We start from the raw sequence: 21276 nt of genomic DNA on the forward strand, positions 1-21276 counted from the left end.
GGCGGTCAGTCGATGTGCACGATCTGGAACGCCTCCGCCATCCGTCCCGCCGGCAGCCCGCCCGCTATCGCGTGTTCGCTGAGCCAGTCGCGGAGGAGGCCGGAGAGGTCGTCGAAGTGGGCGGTCTGGGAGGTGTGGATGCGGAGGGCTTCGACCTTGCGGTCGAAGACGGGGGTGACGTCCACGTACTGGTTCGGGGTCGGGCCCGTCATCAGCCAGAGCTCGTGGATCGTCCACGGCTCCAGGCCCTCTTCCTTGAGCAGCTTCGGGTGGGCGAAGGGGTTGCGGGCCTCGGGGTATATCGCGCGCAGACAGGCGTCGCCGACGGCGCGGTGGTCGGGGTGGAGGTCGGCCACGCGGGCCCAGTTGATCTCGGGGGACGGGATGATCGCGCGCTGCGGGCGCACTTCGCGGATGACCCGGCACAGGTCGCGGCGCAGGTCGACGGAGGCCTCGACGAAGCTGTCGGGGTAGCCGAGGAAACGGACGTCGGCGACGCCGCTGAGTTTCGCCGAGTGCATCTGCTCCGCGCGGCGCAGGTCCGCCATGGCCTGGCGGGGGAGCGCCTCGTCGTAACCGCCCGCGCCACCGTCGGTGACGATGCAGTAGGTGACGCGGGTGCCGCGTTCGATCCACTGCATCACCGTGCCGCTGACGCAGAACTCGATGTCGTCCGGGTGTGCCGCCACCACCAGCAGGGATTCCGGTGCGCTGCGGACGGTCGGGTCGGTCGTCGCGAAGTCCTCCATGAGGCCAGCCTCTTGGTGCGGCGGGGGCGTCGCAAGGCCAGACCGTGGCGTGAACTGGACATGGCACTTACGCGCCATTCAAAAAGTTGGTAGATTCAAATCATTGGGTGTTCCACGTGTACAGAGACTGGTAGAGAGAGTCAGAGAGATCCGGAGGCGACCGGCCATGTGCAGGATTCTCGGCACCATCGCCGCGGGTGCGGCGCGCCCCGACCCCGCCGAACTCGCGGCGGTCTCGGCCCGGCAGCGGCACGGCGGCCCCGACGAGCACCAGATCCTCAGCGGCCCCGGCTGGTCGCTCGGCTGCGACCGGCTGGCCGTCACCGACCCCTGCGGCGGACGGCAGCCCTACCGGCTGCCGCACCTGCCCGGGATCCTCGCCGTGCTCAACGGCGAGATCTACAACCACACCGAGCTGCGCCGCCGCCTCGCCGCGCGCGGCCACCGCTTCCCCGACCGCTGCGACGGCACGCTGCTGCCCGCGCTGTACGCCGAGTACGGGCCCGCCTTCGCCGAGCACCTCGACGGGATGTTCGCCGTCGCGATCCTCGACCTGCGCCCCGGCAGCGCCCAACTCGTGCTCGCCGTCGACGACATGGGCATGAAGCCCATCCACGTCCACCACGACCCCTACGACGGATCCACCCGCTTCGCCTCCGAGATCCCCGCGCTGCTCGCCTTCGAAGGGGTACGGATCGCCCCGCGCGAGGACGCCCTCGACACCGTCCTCGCCACCCGCACCTCCTTCTCCGCCCGTACCGCCCTCGACGGCATCGACGTCCTGCCGCCCGGGGCCACCGCGCTCGTGCGCCCCGGCTGCGCGCCCGTCGTCCGCCGGCGGCGCCCGTACGAGGCCCGGCCGCTCGGCGACACGCAGGACGTGCTGCGGCACGAGGTGCGCCGGCTGGCCACCGCCGACGTGCCCGTCTGCGCGGTCACCAGTGGCGGGCTCGACTCCGGGCTGATCACCGCGCTCGCCGCCGAGCACGCGCGCGAGACGGACGCGCCGCCGCTGCACACCTTCCACCTCACCTACCGGGGCAAGTGGCCCGACTCCGAGGCCGCGTACGCCCGTTCCGTCGCGCGCCGCGCCAGGACGGTGCACCACGAGGTCGTCGTCGACCCCGACGAGATCCCCTCGCTGCTGACCCGCACGGTCCGCCACCTCGGGCAGCCCAACGCGGACCCGATCGCCCTCTCCACGTACGCGCTGTTCCGCGCCGTCCGGGAGAGCGGCTTCACCGTCGCGCTCACGGGGGACGGCGCGGACGAGCTCTTCGGCGGGTACGACCGGATGCGCGCCGCGCTCACCGCGCCGCCCGGCATCGACTGGGCCGGTGCCTACGCCGACGCGCTGTCCGCCGCGCCCCGGCTGCTCCGCGAGCACCTGTACACCTCCTCGTACGCCGCGTACATCGCCGACCACGGCTCCGCGGCGGACCGGATCGAGCAGGAGCTGCGCTCGGCGGACGCGGCCGGGGGCGACCGGGTGACCGCGCTCAGCGCCTTCGAGACGCGGTGGCGGCTGCCCGCGTACCACCTGCGGCGGGTGGACCACCTGTCGATGGCGTGGGCGGTGGAGGCGCGGATGCCGTTCTGCCAGCCGGGGGTCGTCACGCACGCGCGGTCGCTGCCGCCCGCCGCGCGGCACGGGAAGCCCGCGCTGTACGAGGCGGGGGCGGAGCTCCTCCCCGCGACGGTCCTCAACCGCCCCAAGCAGCCGTTCACGCTGCCCGTGGCGGCGATGATCGCGCCGGGCGGCCCGCTCCTGGACACCGTGCGCGAACTCCTCTCCCCGGCCCGGCTGGTCCTCGGCGGCAAGGTCCGCGCCGACCGCGTCCAGAAACTCCTGAACCGGCACCTGGAACGCCCCAACCAGCACGCGGCCCTCGCCCTCTGGGGCCTCGCCGTCCACGAGCTGTGGACGGAGGTCGTCCAGGGCATGCGAATCCCGGTCGGCTGTGCGGCCTGACCGGCGTCCACCCGGGCGAGGCGGAGCCCCCACCCCCGTCACCATCGTCCGCGCCGAAGACGCCCCCGGCCCCACCCTCGTCGTCCGCCTCGACCGGCTCCCCCCGGGCGCCCTCGCCCTCGGCCACGAGCTGGCGCAGGTGCGCCAGGCCCTGGAAGGGACCCCGTACGCCTCGCTCAACAAGATCGCGCTGTACGGGAGTTCAGCGCGTCCACGCGCCGCCGGGCTCGACTACCGCTTCGTGCAGGCCCTGCCCGGCGGGCGGTTCGACTTCCGTACCGGGTGCGGGCATTCGCTGCTCGCGTGTGTCGTCGCGGAGGGGCGGCCCGGGTCCGTCGTCGTGCGGGCGGTGACGACGGGGGACACCGTGCTCGTCGAGCCGGACGGCGGGGCGTACACGCTGCACTTCCTGCGGGCCCCGACGGAGCCGGGGATCCTGCCCACCGGCCGGCCCCGGGACCGGCTCCTCGGCGTGCCCGTCTCCCTCGTGCGCTACGGCAACCCGTACGTCTTCGTCGACGCCCGCCACCTCGCCCCCGAGGACCAGGAGCGCCAGCTCCAGCGCCTGCGCGCCGCCGCCGGACGGCTGCTCGGATACGCCCCGCACTCGCCGTTGCCCAAGATCGCGGCGGTCGCCTGCGGACCCGACGGGCTGTTCGTGCGGGCCCTCACCGTCGGCGGCTGGCACCCCCGGCTCGCGCTCACCGGGGCCGCCGCGCTCGGCGCCGCCGCGGCGATCGGCGGGACCGTCGTGCCCGACGACCTGGGCCACGCGGGCGGCACCGTACGGACGCCCGGCGGCGTCGTCACCGTCTCCACCGGACCGGACCGGGTCAGCGTGCACCACAAGCGGGCCCACGTCCTCGACCGGCTCGACCTGCCCTGGCGTATCCACGCAACGGCGTGAACGCGCACCCCTGCGAACGGGCGGTCCGCCGCGAACCTCTGTCACGCTGAATGACGACCGGCAATCGGTGGCACGCCGTATGGGAATCGTGTCCGTGCCCCATCCGTGCCGTGGTCCGTGCGTATCCGTGGCGTATCCGTGGGGAGAGCAGACACACATGAAATTCGAGAATCTGCGTGTCGTCGTGACCGGGGCGTCCCGCTATTTCGGCCGCGCCCTCGCCGTCGGATTCGCGCATCTCGGCGCCGAGGTCTATGTGTCGGCCCGCACCGTCGAGGCCGCCGAGCGCACCCGTACCGAGGTCATGGGATCGGCCCGTGACCGTATCCACGCCTTCGGCTGCGACCTGAGCAGCCCGGCCGAGATCCGGGAGTTCGCGGCCCGGGTCGGCGAACGCACCGACCGGGTCGACCTCCTGGTCAACAACGGCGCCCGCTGGCTCGACGGCATGGACCTGGAGGCGGCCAGCGACGACCAGATCGTCGAGACGATCGAGTCGACGGCCGGCGGCACCGTCCTGATGGTCAAGCACTTCCTGCCGCTGCTGCGCGGCTCGCTGCGCCCCGACATCGTCAACATGGTCGCCGTGCGGGACGCCGAGGGCGCCTCCGCGGGCGCCGCGCACGAGGCGTTCTGGGCGGCGAAGAGCGCGCAGGCCGGCTTCGCCGACATCCTCTCCCGGCGCCTGCGGCCCTCCGGGGTGCGGGTGTTCTCGCTCTTCCCGCCGGACTTCTCGACCTCCGACCCGCGCTTCGCGGAATGGAACGGTCTGAACCCGGACGGCATAGCCCCGGACGAGAAGCTCACCACGCAGGCGCTCTTCGAATGCATCGTCTACGCGGTCGAGCAGCCCCGTGACTGCTTCATCCGCTCCTTCCACTTCGAACCCCGCTGACCCGGGCTCCCCCGAGCTCACCGCACCACAGCGTCAAGGAGGTCCCATGAGCACCCCTGTCTGGATCACCGCGACCCCTCCGGCCACCCATGGCGAACTGCACATCGGACATCTCGCCGGCCCCTACGTCGCCGCCGACGTCCTCACCCGCTACCTGCGGGCCGAGGGCGAGCCCGTGCGCTTCACCACCGGTACCGCCGACCACGCGAGCTCGGTGGAGGTCAGAGCCCTGCGCCACAACCGCAAGCCCGAGGAGGTCGCCGAGGGCTACCGCGCGGCGATCACCGCGGACTGGCTGCGGTCCGGGGTCGAGTTCGACCACATCGTCCGGCCGCGCCGCGACAAGGGCTACGCGCGCTGGGTGCAGGAGCTCTTCAGCCGGCTGTACGCGCAAGGGGTCATCGCCCCGCGCACCCGCCTCCTGCCGTACTGCGAGCCGTGCGAGCGGTGGCTGTACGGGGCGCACGTCACCGGCAGCTGCCCGCACTGCGGGGCCACCAGCGACGGCGGCATGTGCCACGAGTGCGCCCGCCCCAACGACGGCGGCGACCTCATCTCGCCGCGCTGCTCGCTGTGCGACACCCCGGCGCTCGCCAAGCGCTGCCGCCGGCTCTACGTACCCCTGGAGCCGTTCCGCGAGACCCTCGCCGACTACTGGGCGGCGGCCGGACTGCCGCCGCGGCTCGCGGCGCTGTGCGAGTCGCTGGTCGAGGACGGGCTGCCGGACATCGCCGTCGGGCACCCGGCGGAGTGGGGCCTTCCGGTGCCGGTCGAGGGCTTCCCCGACCACCGTATCGACGGCTGCTTCGAGGCCGCCGCGATGCATCTGTTCGGCTACGACACCAAGGGCCCGCTGCCCCGCCGCACCATCCACTTCTGCGGCTTCGGGCACGCCTTCTGCCACGCCGTGCTGCTGCCGGTGTTACTGCTCGCGCAGGACGTGAAGCTCCCGCAGGAGTTCAACGTCAACGAGTCGTACATCGTGGAGGAGGGCGTCCGCGAGGGCAATGTGTGGGCGCTCGACCTGCTCACCGAGTACGGCTCCGACACACTGCGCCGCCATGTCCTCCAGGCCCGCCCGACCGGCCGCAGGACCGTCTTCCAGCGCGACCGGCTCGCCGCCGCCCGCCTGGAGCTCGACGAGAACTGGAACAGCTGGCTGGCCCGGCTCTTCGCCTCCGTCCGCGAGGAGTGCGACGGCCTCGCCCCGCAGGCGATGCCCGGCGGCACCGGCTGGGAGATCCTGGAACGGCGGCTGCACCGGGGCGTGGACGATCTGCGCGAGGCGTACGGTCCCGACGCCTTCGACCCGCGCCGCGCGGTGGCCGTGCTCGACGAGATGGTCCGCTCGGTCGCCGACTTCGGCTACGTCAACGCCCACGAGCGCTGCCGGCCCAGCAACTCCTGCCGTCATCTGCCGTCGCTCGCCGCCCAGTTGGCGGTGGCCTCCGCGCTCTCGGCGTGGTCGCGGCCGGTGATGCCGGAGGGCGCGGACCGGCTGGCCTCGGCACTCCAGGTGGCGCCGGGACGCCCGGTCGACTGGTCGGCCCTGATCGCCCCGCTGCCGGGGACACGGCTCGCGCCGCCCTCCGGTCCGGTCTACGGGTTCTGACGAACTCGCCGCGGATTTCTGCGCCCACCACTACTAATCAGCTAAGTAAGTCAGTAAGTCAGTGAGCAAGTAAGTGAGCAAGTCAGTAAGTCGGTCTCGGTAAGTCGGTAAGTGAGCAACGCAGTCCCCATTCCCGCCGCGTGACCGTGCGCGCGACGCGCAGGGACCACGTGGCCCCCCTCCCCACAGGAGCCCCACGTGTCCCTGCGCGTCGCCATGCTCAGCGTCCACACCTCCCCGCTCCACCAGCCCGGAACCGGGGACGCCGGCGGAATGAACGTCTACATGGTCGAGCTCTCCAGAGCCCTCGCCGAACAGGGCGTGGAGGTCGACCTGTTCACCCGCTGCCGTGGCGAGGGCGGGCCCGCCCTCGAAGACCTCGCGCCCGGCGTCCGGGTCCGGCACCTGCGCGCGGGCCCGCGCCGCCCGCTGCCCAAGGAGGCCATGCCCGACCTGGTGGTCCCGTTCTCCCTGGCCCTGCTCCGGGAGAAGCGGCGCTACGACCTGGTCCACTCGCACTACTGGCTGTCCGGGCAGGCCGGGCGGATCGCCTCGTTCGGCTGGGGGATACCGCTGGTGCACACCGCGCACACCCTGGCCCTGGTCAAGAACGCCCACCTCGCCGACGGCGACAGCCCCGAGCCCGAGCTGCGGATCCGCGGCGAGCGGCAGGTGGTGGGCGACGCCGACCGGCTGATCGCCAACACGGCCGACGAGGCGGAGGCGCTGCGCTCCCTGTACGGGGCGGCGCCGCCGCGCACCGAGGTGGTGCGGCCCGGCGTGGACCTGCGCACCTTCGGGCCCGGCGCGGGCCGGGCGGCGGCGCGGGCGCGCCTCGGACTGCCGGCCGGTGCCTTCATCCCGTTGTACGCGGGGCGCATCCAGCCGCTGAAGGGGCCGGACGTCCTGGTGCGGGCCGTCGCCGAGCTGCTGCGGATGGCGCCGGAGCTGCGCCCGCGGCTGCTCGTGCCGGTGGTGGGCGGGCACTCGGGGGCGGGCCGGGAGGGCTCGATGTGGCGGCTCGCGGCGGAGCTGGGGGTCGCGGACGTGCTCCAGGCCTGTCCTCCCGTACCGCAGGACCGTCTCGCCGAGTGGTACCGGGCGGCCGACGTGCTCGTGGTGCCCTCGCGCAGCGAATCCTTCGGTCTGGTGGCCCTTGAGGCGCAGGCGTGCGGGACTCCGGTGCTCGCGGCGGCGGTGGGCGGGCTGCCGACGGCGGTGTGGGACGGGGTGTCGGGGATGCTCGTACGCGGCCATGACCCGGTGGAGTACGCCCGCCGGCTGCGGTGGCTCGCGGTGAATCCGCAGGCGCGGGTGTCGATGGGAGAGGCGGCGGTCCGGCACGCGCAGGGGATGAGCTGGCGCACGTCCGCCGCGCGGACGGTCGATGTGTACGAGGACGCGCTGGCGGGTGCGCCGGGCAGGTCGGAGCGGGTGGGGCAAGGGCGGCGGCACGCCCCTGCCCCGGCGGCCCCTCTCTCCTGGAGGAACGAGAAGGCCGTAGCTCAAGTCTAGCATCTCTTTTGGTTCGACCAAAGGTTAGAGGGGCTCCGGATCCTTCAATTCCGTTGCTCGGGCTGCGCATTGACGCACTCACGCCATGGCGAGTGCACGCACAGAACATCTATGGATTCGCTTCCAGGGGCGGATCAGAATAGAGATGTCTTCAGGGAGCGCCCGGCGGCACGGGCCCCCGGAAGGCGGAATTTACAAATTCCAAACTTCCTGGAGGAATCATGTCCGCTCAGCAGAACACCGGTGTGCGCAAGACGGTCCGCCAGTTCGCCCTCGCGCTGGTCGCGTGTCTCGCGGTCGCCGGCGGCGCGGCCGTGGCCGCCGCCGACGACGGCGCCGCGGTCCAGCAGCAGCACGCCGGTGTCACCAACGAGTGGCCGTTCGCCACGCCCACCCCGGTCGCCCCGACCAACTGATTCGCCTTTCCCCCCACGGAAAAGCCCCGTAATCGCTGCCACGATTACGGGGCTTTGACGTGCGTATCTCGAATCCAGTTCTCGATTTCAGTCCAGCCAGCCCAGGCGCACCGCGCGCACACCGGCCTCGAAGCGGCTCGACGCCCCCAATTCCTGCATGAGCTCCGAGAGCATTCTGCTCACCGTACGCAGGGAGACGCCGAGGTTGCGGGCTATCTTCTCGTCCTTCATGCCGGTGGCCAGCATCTGGAGCGCGGCCCGCTGCTGCTCCGACAGGCCGTCGCCGCCGCGCTCGACCGAGGTCTCGTCGCCGTACGGGGCGGCCGTGTGCCAGCAGTGCTCGTACAGGCCCAGATAGGAGCGGACGAGGGCCGAGCCGCGGGCCAGGATGGCGCCCTCGCGCCCGTCCTCGGGGCGGATCGGCAGCAGCGCGTACTGCTGGTCGGCGATCACCATGTTCATCGGCACCGACCGGGCGACCTTGATCTCCACGCCCATCTCGATGCGCATCCGCAGGAGTTCGGCGACGTCCGGCCGGTCGGCGTGGGCGCGGGAGTAGATGGCGCGGACGCGCACCCCGTTCTCCAGCTGGCGCCGGTCGCGGTCCAGGGTCCGGGCCTGCGCCTGGCGGCTCGGGCCGCCCGGGTGCATGGACGCCGAGCTCTCCTGGATGACGTCGGTGATGTCCTCCAGCGTCTGCTGGATCCTGCGGTAGTCCGTCAGGGCCTCCACCTCGACCTCGGAACCGGCCAGGGCGCTCGCCCGCAGAAAGGTGCCGGCCAGGGTCTCCAGGGTGCTGAACGCCCGGTCCGCCTCGGCGAGATGCTCTCTCAGCCGGACCCGCTCCCGGTCCAGGAGGCGCAGCAGGGCGATCTCGGGGGCGACGGAGGCCACGGTGTCGGCGTCCGGACGCCACTCGGCGTTGCGTACGTCCGCCACGGTGGCGTGGGTGCTGCTGGTGGGGACGATCAGGCCCAGCGCGATCAGTTCGGCCCGACATCGCTCGTACTCCTCGGGCGCGAAACCTAACGCGGCCGCGGCCTCGGTGAAGCTGGACGCCCCGCGCCTGCGCAGTTCCTGATAGAGGGTCACCATCTGGCCGGTCGTCGTCCGGCCCCCCGTGCCGCCGCCCGTCGTGACCATGGCGAACCACCCCCCTATCGTCGCAGATCGATATCGTCCGGATCGTCCAGGCTACGCGGTGTGCCCGTGCGTCTCGCCGTCCAGGAGACCGAGACGGGCGGCCATGACCCCCGCCTCGAAGCGGCTGGCGGCGCCCAGTTCGTTCATCACCTCGGAGATCAGCCGGCTCACCGTGCGCAGCGAGACGCCGAGATTACGGGCGACCTGCTCGTCCTTGATCCCCGAGGCGAGCATCCGCAGCGCGGCCCGCTGCTGCTCGGAGAGCCCGTCGCCGCCGTGCTCGGCGGGCTCCTCGTGACCGTACGGGGTGGCGGCGTGCCAGCAGTACCCGTACAGGGCGCGGTAGGAGCGGACCAGGCCGGGGCCGCGGGCCAGGATGGCGGCCGAGTTCGGGTCGTGCGGATCGGTCGGCAGCAGGGCGAAGTTGTCGTCGGCGAGCACCATGTTCATGGGGACGACGGGGGAGAGCCGGATCTCGACCCCGAGCGCGCTGCGGGCTTCGAGGTGCTGCACCATCTCCGGTACGGCGCCCACCCGTTGGCTGTACATGGCGTGCACCCGCACCCCGCGCGCCACCCGGCAGCGGTCCCACTCCAGCTCCAGCGCCATCTCCTCGCGCCGGACCGCGCCGGTCAGCATCGAGTGGACCGAGTCGCGGACGGCCTCCGTCAGGTCGGCGAGCTCGCGGCGGATCTGGACCGGGTCGTCGACGATCTCGACCTCGACCTCGGAGCCGGGTTCGAGACCGGCCCGCAGAAACGGTCCGGCGAGGGTCTCCAGGGTGGTGTGGGCGCGGCTGGTCTCGGCCAGCCGGTTCTCCAGCCGGTCGCGCTCGTGCTGGAGCAGATGGAGCAGGGCGATGTCGGGGGCGACGACGACGGGGGCGGGCCGCTCGGGGGTGATGTGCCCGTGGTCGAGCAGGCCGAGGGCGATCAGCTCGTCGCGGCAGCGCTCGCGCTCGGTGTCGGTGAGTTCGAGGCGGCGGGCGGCGACGTCGAAGGAATCACCCGGCGCGGCGCGAAGTGCCTGGTAGAGAGTGAGGGCCTGTTCGCTTCCCGCACGCGCTCCGGCGGCGTTCTTGGACACAGCGCAGCAGACTCCCCTCGGATCGCGCGGATCCCGTTGAAACGCCCCGCTCGACCCTGCCATAAATTCGAACGAGACGCACGGTGTTCAAGCGGTTTCAGCGCGAACGGTGCTCTTCGACGCAGTCGGGGCAAACGCCCTTGAAGACCACCTCGGCGTCGCTCATCCGCCACTGCGGCAGGCTGCCGAGCGGCGGGGCGGGGGCGGTCGCGGCCACGTTCTCCACCCGGCCGCACTCGACGCACAGGGCGTGCTGGTGCGCCGGGCCCGACACCTCGAAGACGGCCGGGAGCCCGGGGCGGTCGAACTTGCTGACCAGGCCCGTCTCCTGGAAGTGGCGCAGCATCTCGTACACGGCCTGGCTGGTCAGCGTGCCGAGCCGCTCGCGGGCGGTCGCGGTGATCGCCTCGACGTCGAGATGGCCACCGGCGGCGAGCACGGTGAGCACCTCAAGACGCGGACCGGTGACCCGCAGGCCGACGTCGCGCAGGCGCTGGATCACCGCCTCGCGGCCCGTCAGCTCTTCCACGACTGCCATCTTCTCCGCCCGCCACCTGGTCGGCCCAAACCTTTGTGGGCATCGTACCTCTTGGCCGTCCTTGTCGTCAGTGCCGCGCGTGCCCGCGGCCCGGTCAGTCGTCGGTCCGGCACACCAGGAGCACGCTCTCGGTCCGCTCGTCGATCCGGTGCCGCCGCCGGCCCTCGATGTGCAGACCGGCCGAGTGCAGCTCGGCGGCCAGGTGCTCGCCGTCCACGATCCACTTGTCGGTGCTCAGGACGACCCGCTCGGTGGACAGCTTGCCGGTGCGCGCCGTGTAGTACGTGATCCGCTCGCTCATCGAGCGCAGGTCGAAGACCTGGCGGGCCACCACCCACTCGTCGATCCCGTCGAACCGCGGCACCTGGAAGGCCCAGGTCCGCTGCGGCTCCTCGATCAGACCCGGCACCAGGTGCGAGGTGTAGTCGAGCGCCAGCGCTCCGCCCGCCCCCAGGTGCGAGGCGATCTCGCGCAGCAGCCGGGGCCGTGCGCGGGGCGGCACGGCGGAGACCATCGCGCCGGCGAGCAGCGCCAGCCGGTAGTCGCCGTCGAGCCGCAGCTCGGTGAGGTCGGCCCGGGTGGTCACGACGAGCTCGGCGACCTGCGGGCCGATCCGCCGGGCCCAGGACTCGAGGCGTTCCAGGGCGGGGCCGTCCCGGTCCACGGCCTCCACGGCGAAGCCGTGCCGGGCGAAGGGGACGGCGAGCCGTCCGGCGCCGGAGCCGAGATCGAGAACGGGGCCGCCGGTGGAGCGGGCGAGGCTGAGGTACCGGACGATGTCGGCGCTGTGCGGGCCGAGGAGCGCGTCGTAGAGCCAGACCGAGTCCTCGTCGCCGGGGGAGACCGATTCGAGTCCGGGAAGGGTGTCGGACTTGATCCGGATGCCGGCGCCGGGGGCGGGCAGTTCCAGGGAGTCGAGCGCTTCCAGCGTCCCGACGGTGCCTCCCGGGTGACCGGGGTGGTATCGGGACGGCAGGACCGGCGCGAGCGCTGCGGGCACAGCGGGCAGGGAAGTGCCGCTCGGTGTGTGCATCGCTCCTCCAGGGGCTCGCTCGGTCCATGCCGTCCGGGCGAGGCACCCGTGCCGCCGGGGCCGCGCCGCTGTGCTCCATCCTGACCTGGGACGGAGGGCCGATTCCAGCGGATCCGGGGGCGTGAACACGCGATGGCGTGTGTCTGCCACGAACGGGTGGCCGAGGGGCGGTCGGGCGAGCGGACCGATGAGCGGTGGGGATCCCGCGGGTTCAGAGCACGCGGTTCAGCCGGGTGGGGCCGAGCGGGGCGAAGCCGAGGTGGGTGAAGAAGGGCAGCGAGGGGTCCCGCTCGCTCGGCAGCGTGACCCGCTGCTCGGTGGCGCCGAAGCAGAGCATCCGCTCGCCGGCCGCCGTGAGGAGCGCCGTGCCCACGCCCTGGCGGCGTGCCCCGGGAACGACCGCGAGCGCGTAGATCTCGCCCTCGCCCGGCAGCGGAACTCCGCCCGCCGCCGCGCCGATCACCGCGCCGTCCGGTCCGGTCGCCACCAGCCAGCCGAGCCAGCCGGGCGCACCGCCGGGAATTTCAATTTCCGCACGGATACGGGGAAGTGCGCATTGTGTGGCGACAAGGCGCCCCGTCGGCATTTCTCCGAGTATTTCCGCATAGCTACCCCGAATGGACTCGGCAAGCAGCCTGGATATCGTCGTCGCGTCCGCGGCGCCCGCCGCCCGCACGTCACCCAGCTGCATTGGTTCGTACCCTTCGACGTGCCCAGCTGAACGCCAACATACCCACAATAGCGGGGAATTCAGACGCTCGTGACCGATGTGAAATCTACGAATTCACTTAGTATTTAATTGGGGAAGGAGCAGCAGGCGATGATCAGAGGCGCCGCGGCAAGGCCGGCCGCCGCGATCGTGACCATCCCGCGCAGCACCGGGTGTCCCGCGCTGTGCGGGGTGAGGATGCGGCGCATGCGAAGGGCCGCCGAGGGGCCGCCCGCCGCGAACGCCTCGCGCGGTGCCTTGCCGGTGGCGAGCGCGTACAGCGCGGTGGCCAGCGCGTCGCGCGAGCAGCGGCGCAACGCCCGGTCGTCGGCGGCCATTTCGAGCAGCAGGGGTACGGCCGTGGCGCCGTGCCGGGCGAGCGGCAGGTGCGGGAAGGCGGCGGCGAAGGACTCGGTCGCGGCGACCAGGATGTGGTGCCGCCCGGAGATGTGGGCCCGCTCGTGCGCGAGGGCGGCGGCGAGCTGCGGGGCCGTGAGGGTGCGCAGGGCGCCCGAGGAGACCACCACCCGGCGCGAGCGGCCGGGCAGGCAGTAGACGGCGGGGTGTTCGTGGTCCAGGACGGTCGCCCGCAGCTCCGGGTCGTAGCGTCCGACGAGCCGCAGCGTCTCCGCGTGCCGCCGTCGCAGCCGCCGGGCCCGCAGCAGGGCGCGGGCGAATCCGGCGACGGGGACGGCGAGCAGGCCGAGCGAGACGACGAGGGCCACGTACTCGCGCCCGTCGAGGTGGAGCAGGGTCGCGGCGGGCGGGTAGCGGAAGGCGAAGAGCACGTCGCTCAGCCGGTGCCCGGTCCGGGCGGGCAGGATCAACTGGGCCGAGAGCAGCGCCACGTTGCTCGCGAACACCGCCCCGCTCGCGGCCCACACGGCCAGCGCGAGCCGGGGCACCTGCTGGGCCCACCGGGCCCGCACGAGCAGCCACGGCACCAGGAGGCCCGTACAGAGGGCGAGCCCGAGCGGGGGGAGGGTGTGGTGGTTCATCCGTCCTCGCCGTGGGCCCGCCGAGCGGTGCGCAAGGCCGCGTCGAGGGCGGCCATGTCCTCGTCGGAGATGGTCTCCACGAAGCGCAGCAGCGCGGCGGGCCGGTCCTGGCTGTCGCCGAGCGCGTCCTGCATGAGCCCCGCGGTGTACTCCTCGCGGCTGCGGACGGGCTCGTACAGCCAGGCCCGGCCCGATTTCTCGCGGCGCAGCCAGCCCTTGCGGTGGAGTATGTCGGCGACTGTCATCACCGTGGTGTAGGCGACCCTGCGCCCCAGATTGATGTCCTCGACGACCTCGCGGACCGTCGCGGGCCGCTGCCAGGCCCACAGCCGGTCCATGATCTCGGCCTCCAGCTCTCCCAGCCGGCGCACGTGCATCCCCTCCCGTCACGGGCGGCTCATCGTACGGGCCGCCTCCCCCGCACAGATATACCCCCCAGGGGTACGATGGCGGGATGACTAATCCGATACGGAACCGCCCCTGCGCGAAGGTCTGTGGCATCGAAGTCCCCGGCTCGGCCGAGCTGGTGCTCCTCCGTCAGGTGCTCGGCCTGTGTGTTCGGCTGAGCGTCCGGCTGTCCACTGGCTGCCCTTCGCACAAGGGCGGTTGACTCTCTCTTTACTTGTGCCGACCCCGACTGCGTCAGGTCCGGTGCGGCGAAATCCGGCGGGATTCCGGCCCGTGAGGGCAGGAATCCCGCCGGATTCTTGTCTGGTTCCAGACCCGGATCAGGTCCGGATCAGTCGGGCGATGGCCTTCGACGCCTCGCCGACCTTCACCTTGGCCTGGTCGCCGCCGGCCTCGATGGCCTCCGTGACGCAGCAGCTGAGGTGCTCGTCCAGGAGGGCCACCGCGCAGGACTGGAGGGCCGCGTTGATCGCGGAGACCTGGGTGAGGACGTCGATGCAGTAGACGTCCTCGTCCACCATCCGCTGCACCCCCCGGACCTGGCCCTCGATGCGCCTGAGGCGTCTGATGATGTCTTCCTTGTGCTGTCCGTAACCGGCCACGGCGGCCTCCTCGTCACATCAAGGGTCGACGGTCACTTGTCGGCGGCCTGGAATCCCCGGAGGCGCAGGCTGTTGCCGACCACGAAGACCGAGGAGAAGGCCATCGCCGCTCCGGCGATCATCGGGTTGAGCAGTCCGGCCGCGGCGAGCGGCAGGGCGGCCACGTTGTAGGCGAAGGCCCAGAACAGGTTCGAGCGGATGGTGCCGAGGGTCTTGCGGGAGAGCCGGATCGCGTCCGCCGCGGCCCGCAGGTCGCCCCGTACCAGGGTCAGGTCGCCGGCCTCGATGGCGGCGTCGGTGCCGGTGCCCATCGCGAGCCCGAGGTCGGCCTGGGCGAGCGCGGCGGCGTCGTTGACGCCGTCGCCGACCATGGCGACCGAACGGCCCTCGGCCTGGAGGCGCTTGACGACGTCGACCTTGTCCTGCGGCATGACCTCGGCGATGACCTCGCCGATGCCGACCTCGGCGGCGACGGCCTCGGCGACCGCCTTGTTGTCGCCGGTGAGCAGGATCGGGGTGAGGCCCAGGGCCTTGAGGCGGCGGATGGCCTCGGCGCTGGTCTCCTTGACCGCGTCGGCGACCTCCAGGACCGCGCGGGCCTCGCCGTCCCAGGCGACCGCGATGGCGGTCTTGCCGGCCTTCTCGGCCGCGTCCTTGGCGGCCTTGAGGGACGGGCTGAGCTCCATCGCCCACTCTTCGAGCAGCTTCTCGCGGCCGACGAGGACGGCGTGGCCGTCGACGACGCCCTGGACGCCGAGTCCGGGGATGTTGGCGAAGTCCTCGGGGGTGGGCAGGGTGCCGACGCGGGCGGCGGCGCCGGTGGCGACGGCCTGGGCGATCGGGTGCTCGGAGGAGTGCTCCAGGGCGCCCGCGAGGCGCAGGACGTCGTTCTCGTCGGTGCCGGCGGCGGTGTGGACCTTGATGAGGGTCATCCGGCCGGTGGTGACGGTGCCGGTCTTGTCCAGGACGATGGTGTCGACCTTGCGGGTGGTCTCCAGGACCTCCGGGCCCTTGATCAGGATGCCGAGCTGGGCGCCGCGGCCGGTGCCGACCATGAGGGCGGTCGGGGTGGCCAGGCCGAGGGCGCAGGGGCAGGCGATGATCAGCACGGCGACGGCGGCGGTGAACGCGGCGGTGAGGCCCTGTCCGGTGCCGAGCCAGAAGCCGAGGGTGCCGAGGGCGAGCGCGATGACGATCGGCACGAAGACGGCGGAGATCTTGTCGGCGAGGCGCTGGGCGGCGGCCTTGCCGTTCTGGGCGTCCTCGACCAGCTTGGCCATGCGGGCCAGCTGGGTGTCGGAGCCGACCCGGGTGGCCTCGACGACCAGGCGGCCGCCGGCGTTCAGGGTGGCGCCGGTGACGGAGTCGCCGACCGAGACCTCGACCGGCACGGACTCGCCGGTGAGCATGGAGGCGTCGACGGCGGAGGAGCCCTCGACGACGGTGCCGTCGGTGGCGATCTTCTCGCCCGGGCGGACCAGGAAGCGGTCGCCGACCTGGAGGTCGGCGGTGGGCACGGTGACTTCCTGCCCGTTGCGCAGGACGGTGACTTCCTTCGCGCCCAGCTGCATCAGCGCCTTGAGCGCGGCACCGGCCTTGCGCTTCGAGCGGGCCTCGAAGTAGCGCCCGGCCAGGATGAAGGCGGTGACGCCGGCCGCGGCCTCCAGGTAGATGTTCCCGGCGCCGTCGGTGCGGGCGATGGTGAACTCGAAGGCGTGCGTCATGCCGGGGGTGCCGGCGGTGCCGAAGAACAGGGCCCACAGGGACCACAGGAACGCGGCGATGGTGCCGACCGAGATCAGCGTGTCCATGGTCGCGGCGCCGTGCTTGGCGTTGGTCCAGGCGGCCTTGTGGAAGGGCCAGGCGGCGTAGACGACGACCGGCGCGGTGAGGGTGAGGCTCAGCCACTGCCAGTACTCGATCTGGAGGGCCGGCACCATCGCCATGGCGATGGTCGGCACGGCGAGTACGACGGCGGTGATCAGGCGCTGCTTGAGCGGGCGGAGCTCGGCGTCGGCGATCTCCTCGTCGGTGGGGCCCTCGGGACCGCCGGTGGCGGCCGGGCGCTCGGGCTCCGGCTCCTTGGCGGAGTAGCCGGTGGCCTCGACGGTGGCGATCAGCGCGGCGACGTCGATGTCGGCGTCGAAGGTGACCTTCGCCTTCTCGGTCGCGTAGTTGACGGTGGCCTCGACCCCGTCCATGCGGTTGAGCTTCTTCTCGATACGGGCCGCGCACGAGGCGCAGGTCATGCCGCCGATGGCGAGCTCGACCTGGGCGGTGCCCGGAGTGGTCGTTGTCATGAAACTGCTCCTCGGTGTAGCGAGTGCGGGGGCCGGGGCCCGGGCGTGGTGGTCGAGCCCCGGCGGCCGTTGTCGGCGCTGGGGGCGCCGGTCAGGCGCGGCCGGTCAGCTCGTAGCCCGCGTCGTCGACCGCCGCGGCGATGGCGGCGTCGTCGGGCTCCCCGCCGGTGGTGACGGTGACCTTGCCGGCCGCGATGTCGACGTCCACGGTGATGACGCCGTCGAGCGCGCTGACGGAGTTGGTGATGGCCGTCTTGCAGTGGCCGCAGGTCATGCCGGAGACGGCGTAGACCGTGGCGGTGGTGTCGGCGACGGCGGTGGTCGTCGAGATCTCGACCGTGTTGGTCGAGCAGCTGTTGTCGGGGGTGCAGCAGGAACCCATGGCGTCCTCCGGGTGTTCTGTGTGTCGGTTCGGCGGCTCGGATACCCTCGGGGGGTATCGGCCTGTGTCCATGTATACCCCCCTTGGGTATCAGAAGCAAGCGCGGACCCGACTTGACTTGATACCCCCCAGGGGTATGGTGAAGTGCAGTGAAGGTGAGGCTCGCGCGGTTTCCGCGCTCGTTGGAGCCCACGCCGCCCATGTACGTACGGGAGAGCAGCCATGAACACCGGAGTGAAGATCACCGCCTTTGCCGCAGCGCTCGCCGCGACCTTCGGGACGGCGTACGGGGTGGGCAAGGGTGTCGGCCCGATCGGCGAGCCCGCGAAGCAGGGCCACGGCGACCACGCGGCCGCCACGCCCGCGAAGCCGGAGGCCGAGGCCGGGGGAGGCCATGCGGGCCACGACGAGGGCGCGACGGGCACGGCGGGCACCGCGAGCGCCCCGGCGGCCGGTGGCCTCCAGGTCTCGGAGGGCGGCTACACCCTCGCCATGGAGACGCCGGCCCCGGCCGTGGGCAAGAGCACCCTGAAGTTCTCGATCAAGGACGCGAACGGCCGCAAGGTCACCGCGTTCACCACGGAGCACGGCAAGGAGCTGCACTTCATCGTCGCCTCGCGCGACCTGAACGTCTTCCGCCACCTGCACCCGGTGAAGGGCGCCGACGGCACCTGGACGGTGCCCGCCGACCTGCCGGCGGCCGGCGGCTACAAGGCCTTCGCCGACTTCAAGCCCGCGGTGAAGGGCGCGAAGGGCATCACGCTCGGCGTCGACCTGTCGGTGCCCGGCGCGTACGCCCCGCGGCCGCTGCCGCCGGTCGCGCCGACGGCGGACGTCGACGGCTACCAGGTCCGGCTCGGCGGGACGCTCGACCCGGGCAAGGCCGGCGAGCTGCGCCTCACGGTCACCAAGGGCGGCAAGCCGGTCACGAACCTGGAGCCCTACCTCGGGGCGTACGGCCACCTGGTCGCGCTCCGTGACGGCGACCTGGCCTACCTGCACGTGCACCCGAACGAGGGCGGCCCGGGCCCCGACGTGTCCTTCACGGCGACGGCGCCGAGCTCCGGCACGTACCGCCTGTTCCTGGACTTCCAGCACGAGGGCAAGGTCCGCACGGCGGCCTTCACGGTCAACGCGGGGGCGCCGTCGGGTCCCGTCACCACCGCTCCGGCGCCGACCGAGTCGGCCGCGCACGATGCGGGAGGCCACTCCCACGGCTAGTCTGGTCATTGGACTAGACCTGTAAGCCGTGATCCCAGGAGGAATGGGCTCGATGAGCAACCGTGCAGTGCTGGAGGTGATCGCCCTCGACGAGGAGGACGCGGTCGCTGCCCAGGCCGGTGGGGCGGACCGCCTCGAACTGGTCACCGACATGGCGGCGGACGGGCTCACCCCGTCCACGACCGGCTTCGCGGCGATCCGCGCCGCCGTGGACATCCCGCTGCGCGTGATGCTCAGACTCACCGACGGCTTCGCGGCGGGCGATGTCGACGACCTGGTGCGGCGCGCCGTCGACCTCCGCGAGGCGGGCGCCGACGAGTTCGTCCTGGGCTTCCTCACCCCGGACGGCGACCCCGATCTGGTCGCCGTCGAGCGCCTGATCGCGGTCCTGGACGGCTGCCGCTGGACCTTCCACCGGGCGATCGACCGCGCCGCCGACCGCGACGCCCTGCGCAAGCAGCTCGCGGACCTCCCGGGCCTCGACACCTACCTGACCGCGGGCGCGGCGACCGGCGTCGACGACGGCCTCGCCACCCTGAAGGCGGAGGCGGCGCGCGCGGGCGAGCCGGGCTACGAGCCGCAGATCCTGGTCGGCGGCGGCCTCCGCCTCGACCACCTCCCGACCCTCCGCGCGGCCGGCCTCACCGCCTTCCACATCGGCGGCGCGGCCCGCCCGTCCGGCTGGACGGCCCCGGTCTCGGAGCAGGCGGTACGCACCTGGCGCGAGGCCCTGGACCAGGCGTGACGAAGCGCGGGCCGAGCCCCCGGAAGCCCCGGGGCCCGGCCCGCGCCGCTACAGCTCCTCCACCGTCGGAGGCTCCGGCTCCGGCGGCTTCTCCAGCCGAAGGGTGAACCCACAGGGCAGCACCTGCGTGAACCGGTCGGCCCCACGGTCATAGGTGAACCGACATTCCGAGGGATCCCCGGCGACCTCACCCGTCACCACGACCTTCACCGCCGCGTACACACTGTTCGGCCGACCGGGCTCCAGCCGCAGGGGCCGCTTCGCGTAGTCCTTGTACGCGTCGGCCGTGAACCCGGGATCGCCGTCCCGGAACAGCAGCGGGACCCCCCGGGTCTCCGCGCTGTCGAACGCCGCGTACCGCTGGACCGAGAGCCCCCGGGGCAGATCGAGCACCTCGACCCCGACGACCTCGACCGCCGCGCCGGACCGGTTCTGCACCATGGGCAACGCGACCCACCAGGCCTGCCCGACCCGCGCGTGCGCGTACCCGGCACCCCCGCTGCCCCCGTCGAGCGCGTTCCCGCCGAGCGGCCGTGACCCGCTCAGCACCACCCCGGAGACAAGCGCCAGCACCACCCCGAACCCGGCCCTGCCGGCCACCGAGAGACCCCTCATGATTTCCCCCCACCCCGTTCCGAAATCCGCCTGGTCAGGGCGGTGATGACGCCATTACACGCAGGCGCTCCGGGCGGGTCAACCCTCGGCCGGGGGAATCCCGGGGAGTTGATAAAGATCTGAGCTTGGGTGACGAACAGGTGGTCCTGGAGGTTCAGCCCAGGTAGGGGTAGGTGCCGGCGAGGTAGTCGCCGATCTGCTGGCGCATGCTGGCGTGGATGTCGTACTGGTCGAGGTCGGAGGGCTGGACGAAGCGGACGCCGTCGGCCTCGTCGTTGATGGTGGGCTCGCCGCCGACGGGGCGGCCGATGTAGGTGTTCTCGTACTGCTGGCGGATCTCGCCGTCGGTGTACGCCACGATGTGGCGGGGGTTCGTGTAGACGCCGAGGAAGCCGGTGATCTCGGCGACGATCCCCGTCTCCTCCAGGCATTCGCGTACCGCGCACGCGGCAGCCGTCTCACCGATGTCCTGGGCGCCGCCGGGCAGGGCCCATTGGCCGGTGTCGCGGCGGCGCTGGAGCAGGATGGCGCCGCTGTCGTCGACGACCAGCAGGTTGCTGGCCGGGATGAGGGTGTTGGCCTTGGGGGCGTCGGGATCGTTGTAGTACTCAGTCCTGCCCATGTACGGAGGTTCCCTCCTGGTCGGGCGTCCAGGGCCGTGCGCCGGCCCAGACGGCGTCGAAACTCTGAGCGTAGCTGTCGAACCAGCCGTAGGCATCGACGCGCCGTAGGTGGAACAGCGGGTTGGCGCTCGCGGGCTGCCCCCAGACGTGCGGGTTGACCAGTAATTCGTCGTCGTACCGGAAGAGAGAGTTGTAGAGCGTGGTGTCGTGCAGCCGCACCTCGCAGCCGGTCTCGGACAGCAGCGGGCGGTAATGGGTGAGTGAGGCGCGGATCGCGGCGGCGAGGGCGTCGCCGATGCCTTCCTCGCGGCCTCGGGTGGCGACGGCATGCCCGCCAGGGTCGCCGAAGCAAAGGCGTACGCGTACGTCGGCCGCGGCGCGTTCGGCGAGCATCTTGGCCACGTGCGGGTTGGTCTGGGCGAAGAAGGTCCCCGAGAAGACCAGGACATCGATCTGCCGCTGGGCGCCCTGGATCAGGGCGAGCCAGGTGTCTCGGGGAACGCTGGCCCGGTTCTGATACATCCCCACGATCTCGCCTGATCCGCTACCGGGACGCCCGCCGCGTGCCAACGGCACGGGCCAGAGGAAGGTCTCCTCCACACGTAAGTGCTGGGCCACGCTGAAGCGGTGCCGCGGGTGGGGCACGCGTCCGCCGAGCCACCGGCCGACGGTCTTCGGATCCACCTCGCAGGCTTCGGCAAGCGATTCCGGGGACACGCCCCGCTGGGCGAGTACGGAGTGAAGTCGCTCGTTCACGCAGGCCATCCAAGACCACGTGCAGGGGGAGGGCAAGTACGGCATCGGGCG

22 protein-coding genes are annotated in these 21276 nt (G+C 72.2%); 8 read left to right on the forward strand and 14 right to left on the reverse strand.

What is annotated here, in order from left to right; genetic code table 11:
• Positions 1-5 precede the first annotated feature (5 nt).
• A complete protein-coding gene (locus ABTZ54_RS03865) occupies positions 6-749 on the reverse strand; it encodes a PIG-L deacetylase family protein (protein WP_351656887.1) in 744 nt (247 codons plus the stop codon).
• 166 nt (positions 750-915) lie between these two features.
• On the opposite strand from ABTZ54_RS03865, the gene asnB reads away from it, so the two are divergent.
• The 6 genes from asnB (at position 916) to ABTZ54_RS03895 (ending at position 8066) form a co-directional block, all read left to right on the forward strand.
• Positions 916-2721, forward strand: a complete 1806-nt coding sequence (gene asnB, locus ABTZ54_RS03870; protein WP_351656889.1) for an asparagine synthase (glutamine-hydrolyzing) — start codon at positions 916-918, stop codon at positions 2719-2721.
• Positions 2711-3628 carry a 2-methylaconitate cis-trans isomerase PrpF family protein gene (locus ABTZ54_RS03875; protein WP_351656891.1) on the forward strand — a complete coding sequence of 306 codons (918 nt, stop codon included), beginning with the start codon at positions 2711-2713 and terminating at the stop codon, positions 3626-3628. Before asnB ends, ABTZ54_RS03875 begins: the two co-directional genes overlap by 11 nt.
• A gap of 157 nt (positions 3629-3785) precedes the next feature.
• On the forward strand, positions 3786-4523 hold the full coding sequence (locus ABTZ54_RS03880) for an SDR family oxidoreductase (RefSeq protein WP_351656893.1): 738 nt from the start codon (positions 3786-3788) through the stop codon (positions 4521-4523).
• A 46-nt stretch (positions 4524-4569) separates the two neighbouring features.
• Complete coding sequence (locus tag ABTZ54_RS03885) at positions 4570-6135, forward strand: class I tRNA ligase family protein (RefSeq protein ID WP_351656895.1); 1566 nt, start codon at positions 4570-4572, stop codon at positions 6133-6135.
• Between the two features lie 216 nt (positions 6136-6351).
• A complete protein-coding gene (mshA, locus tag ABTZ54_RS03890; RefSeq protein ID WP_351657723.1) occupies positions 6352-7650 on the forward strand; it encodes a D-inositol-3-phosphate glycosyltransferase in 1299 nt (432 codons plus the stop codon).
• 221 nt (positions 7651-7871) lie between these two features.
• A complete protein-coding gene (locus ABTZ54_RS03895) occupies positions 7872-8066 on the forward strand; it encodes a hypothetical protein (RefSeq protein ID WP_351656897.1) in 195 nt (64 codons plus the stop codon).
• Between the two features lie 87 nt (positions 8067-8153).
• Here the strand turns inward: ABTZ54_RS03895 and ABTZ54_RS03900 are convergent, their stop codons facing one another.
• The 10 genes from ABTZ54_RS03900 to ABTZ54_RS03945 form a co-directional block, all read right to left on the reverse strand.
• Positions 8154-9209 (reverse strand): helix-turn-helix transcriptional regulator, encoded by a 1056-nt coding sequence (locus ABTZ54_RS03900; RefSeq protein ID WP_351656899.1) that lies wholly within the window; start codon positions 9207-9209, stop codon positions 8154-8156.
• Positions 9210-9260: 51 nt separating this feature from the next.
• Entirely contained in the window at positions 9261-10295 is a 1035-nt protein-coding gene (locus tag ABTZ54_RS03905; RefSeq protein WP_351656901.1) for a LuxR C-terminal-related transcriptional regulator, read from the reverse strand.
• Positions 10296-10392: 97 nt separating this feature from the next.
• Positions 10393-10833 (reverse strand): Fur family transcriptional regulator, encoded by a 441-nt coding sequence (locus ABTZ54_RS03910; RefSeq protein WP_351656903.1) that lies wholly within the window; start codon positions 10831-10833, stop codon positions 10393-10395.
• Positions 10834-10927: 94 nt separating this feature from the next.
• Positions 10928-11833 (reverse strand): SAM-dependent methyltransferase, encoded by a 906-nt coding sequence (locus tag ABTZ54_RS03915; RefSeq protein WP_351656905.1) that lies wholly within the window; start codon positions 11831-11833, stop codon positions 10928-10930.
• A gap of 244 nt (positions 11834-12077) precedes the next feature.
• Positions 12078-12353: a GNAT family N-acetyltransferase gene (locus tag ABTZ54_RS03920; protein WP_351656907.1), complete on the reverse strand. Its 276-nt coding sequence runs from the start codon at positions 12351-12353 to the stop codon at positions 12078-12080.
• Positions 12354-12661: 308 nt separating this feature from the next.
• A complete protein-coding gene (locus ABTZ54_RS03925; protein ID WP_351656909.1) occupies positions 12662-13573 on the reverse strand; it encodes a M56 family metallopeptidase in 912 nt (303 codons plus the stop codon).
• Positions 13570-13944 (reverse strand): BlaI/MecI/CopY family transcriptional regulator, encoded by a 375-nt coding sequence (locus tag ABTZ54_RS03930; protein ID WP_351656911.1) that lies wholly within the window; start codon positions 13942-13944, stop codon positions 13570-13572. Before ABTZ54_RS03930 ends, ABTZ54_RS03925 begins: the two co-directional genes overlap by 4 nt.
• A gap of 357 nt (positions 13945-14301) precedes the next feature.
• Positions 14302-14583, reverse strand: a complete 282-nt coding sequence (locus ABTZ54_RS03935) for a metal-sensitive transcriptional regulator (RefSeq protein ID WP_046906527.1) — start codon at positions 14581-14583, stop codon at positions 14302-14304.
• A gap of 32 nt (positions 14584-14615) precedes the next feature.
• Positions 14616-16883, reverse strand: coding sequence for a heavy metal translocating P-type ATPase (locus ABTZ54_RS03940; RefSeq protein ID WP_351656913.1), 2268 nt, complete (start codon positions 16881-16883; stop codon positions 14616-14618).
• Between the two features lie 91 nt (positions 16884-16974).
• On the reverse strand, positions 16975-17265 hold the full coding sequence (locus ABTZ54_RS03945; RefSeq protein ID WP_351656915.1) for a cation transporter: 291 nt from the start codon (positions 17263-17265) through the stop codon (positions 16975-16977).
• Positions 17266-17487: 222 nt separating this feature from the next.
• On the opposite strand from ABTZ54_RS03945, the gene ABTZ54_RS03950 reads away from it, so the two are divergent.
• Both ABTZ54_RS03950 and ABTZ54_RS03955 read left to right on the forward strand, forming a co-directional pair.
• Positions 17488-18486, forward strand: a complete 999-nt coding sequence (locus ABTZ54_RS03950; protein WP_351656917.1) for a DUF8832 domain-containing protein — start codon at positions 17488-17490, stop codon at positions 18484-18486.
• Between the two features lie 52 nt (positions 18487-18538).
• Positions 18539-19231: a copper homeostasis protein CutC gene (locus tag ABTZ54_RS03955; protein ID WP_351656919.1), complete on the forward strand. Its 693-nt coding sequence runs from the start codon at positions 18539-18541 to the stop codon at positions 19229-19231.
• Between the two features lie 48 nt (positions 19232-19279).
• Here ABTZ54_RS03955 and ABTZ54_RS03960 read toward each other — a convergent pair whose 3' ends face one another.
• The 3 genes from ABTZ54_RS03960 to ABTZ54_RS03970 all read right to left on the reverse strand — a co-directional run bounded on the left by ABTZ54_RS03960 (position 19280) and on the right by ABTZ54_RS03970 (position 21225).
• Entirely contained in the window at positions 19280-19846 is a 567-nt protein-coding gene (locus ABTZ54_RS03960) for a hypothetical protein (protein WP_351656921.1), read from the reverse strand.
• 154 nt (positions 19847-20000) lie between these two features.
• Positions 20001-20468 carry an NUDIX hydrolase gene (locus ABTZ54_RS03965; RefSeq protein ID WP_351656923.1) on the reverse strand — a complete coding sequence of 156 codons (468 nt, stop codon included), beginning with the start codon at positions 20466-20468 and terminating at the stop codon, positions 20001-20003.
• Positions 20455-21225 (reverse strand): DUF5919 domain-containing protein, encoded by a 771-nt coding sequence (locus ABTZ54_RS03970; RefSeq protein ID WP_351656925.1) that lies wholly within the window; start codon positions 21223-21225, stop codon positions 20455-20457. Before ABTZ54_RS03970 ends, ABTZ54_RS03965 begins: the two co-directional genes overlap by 14 nt.
• Positions 21226-21276 lie beyond the last annotated feature (51 nt).

This window comes from Streptomyces sp. NPDC094032 (assembly GCF_040303965.1).
Classification (GTDB): Bacteria; Actinomycetota; Actinomycetes; order Streptomycetales; family Streptomycetaceae; genus Streptomyces.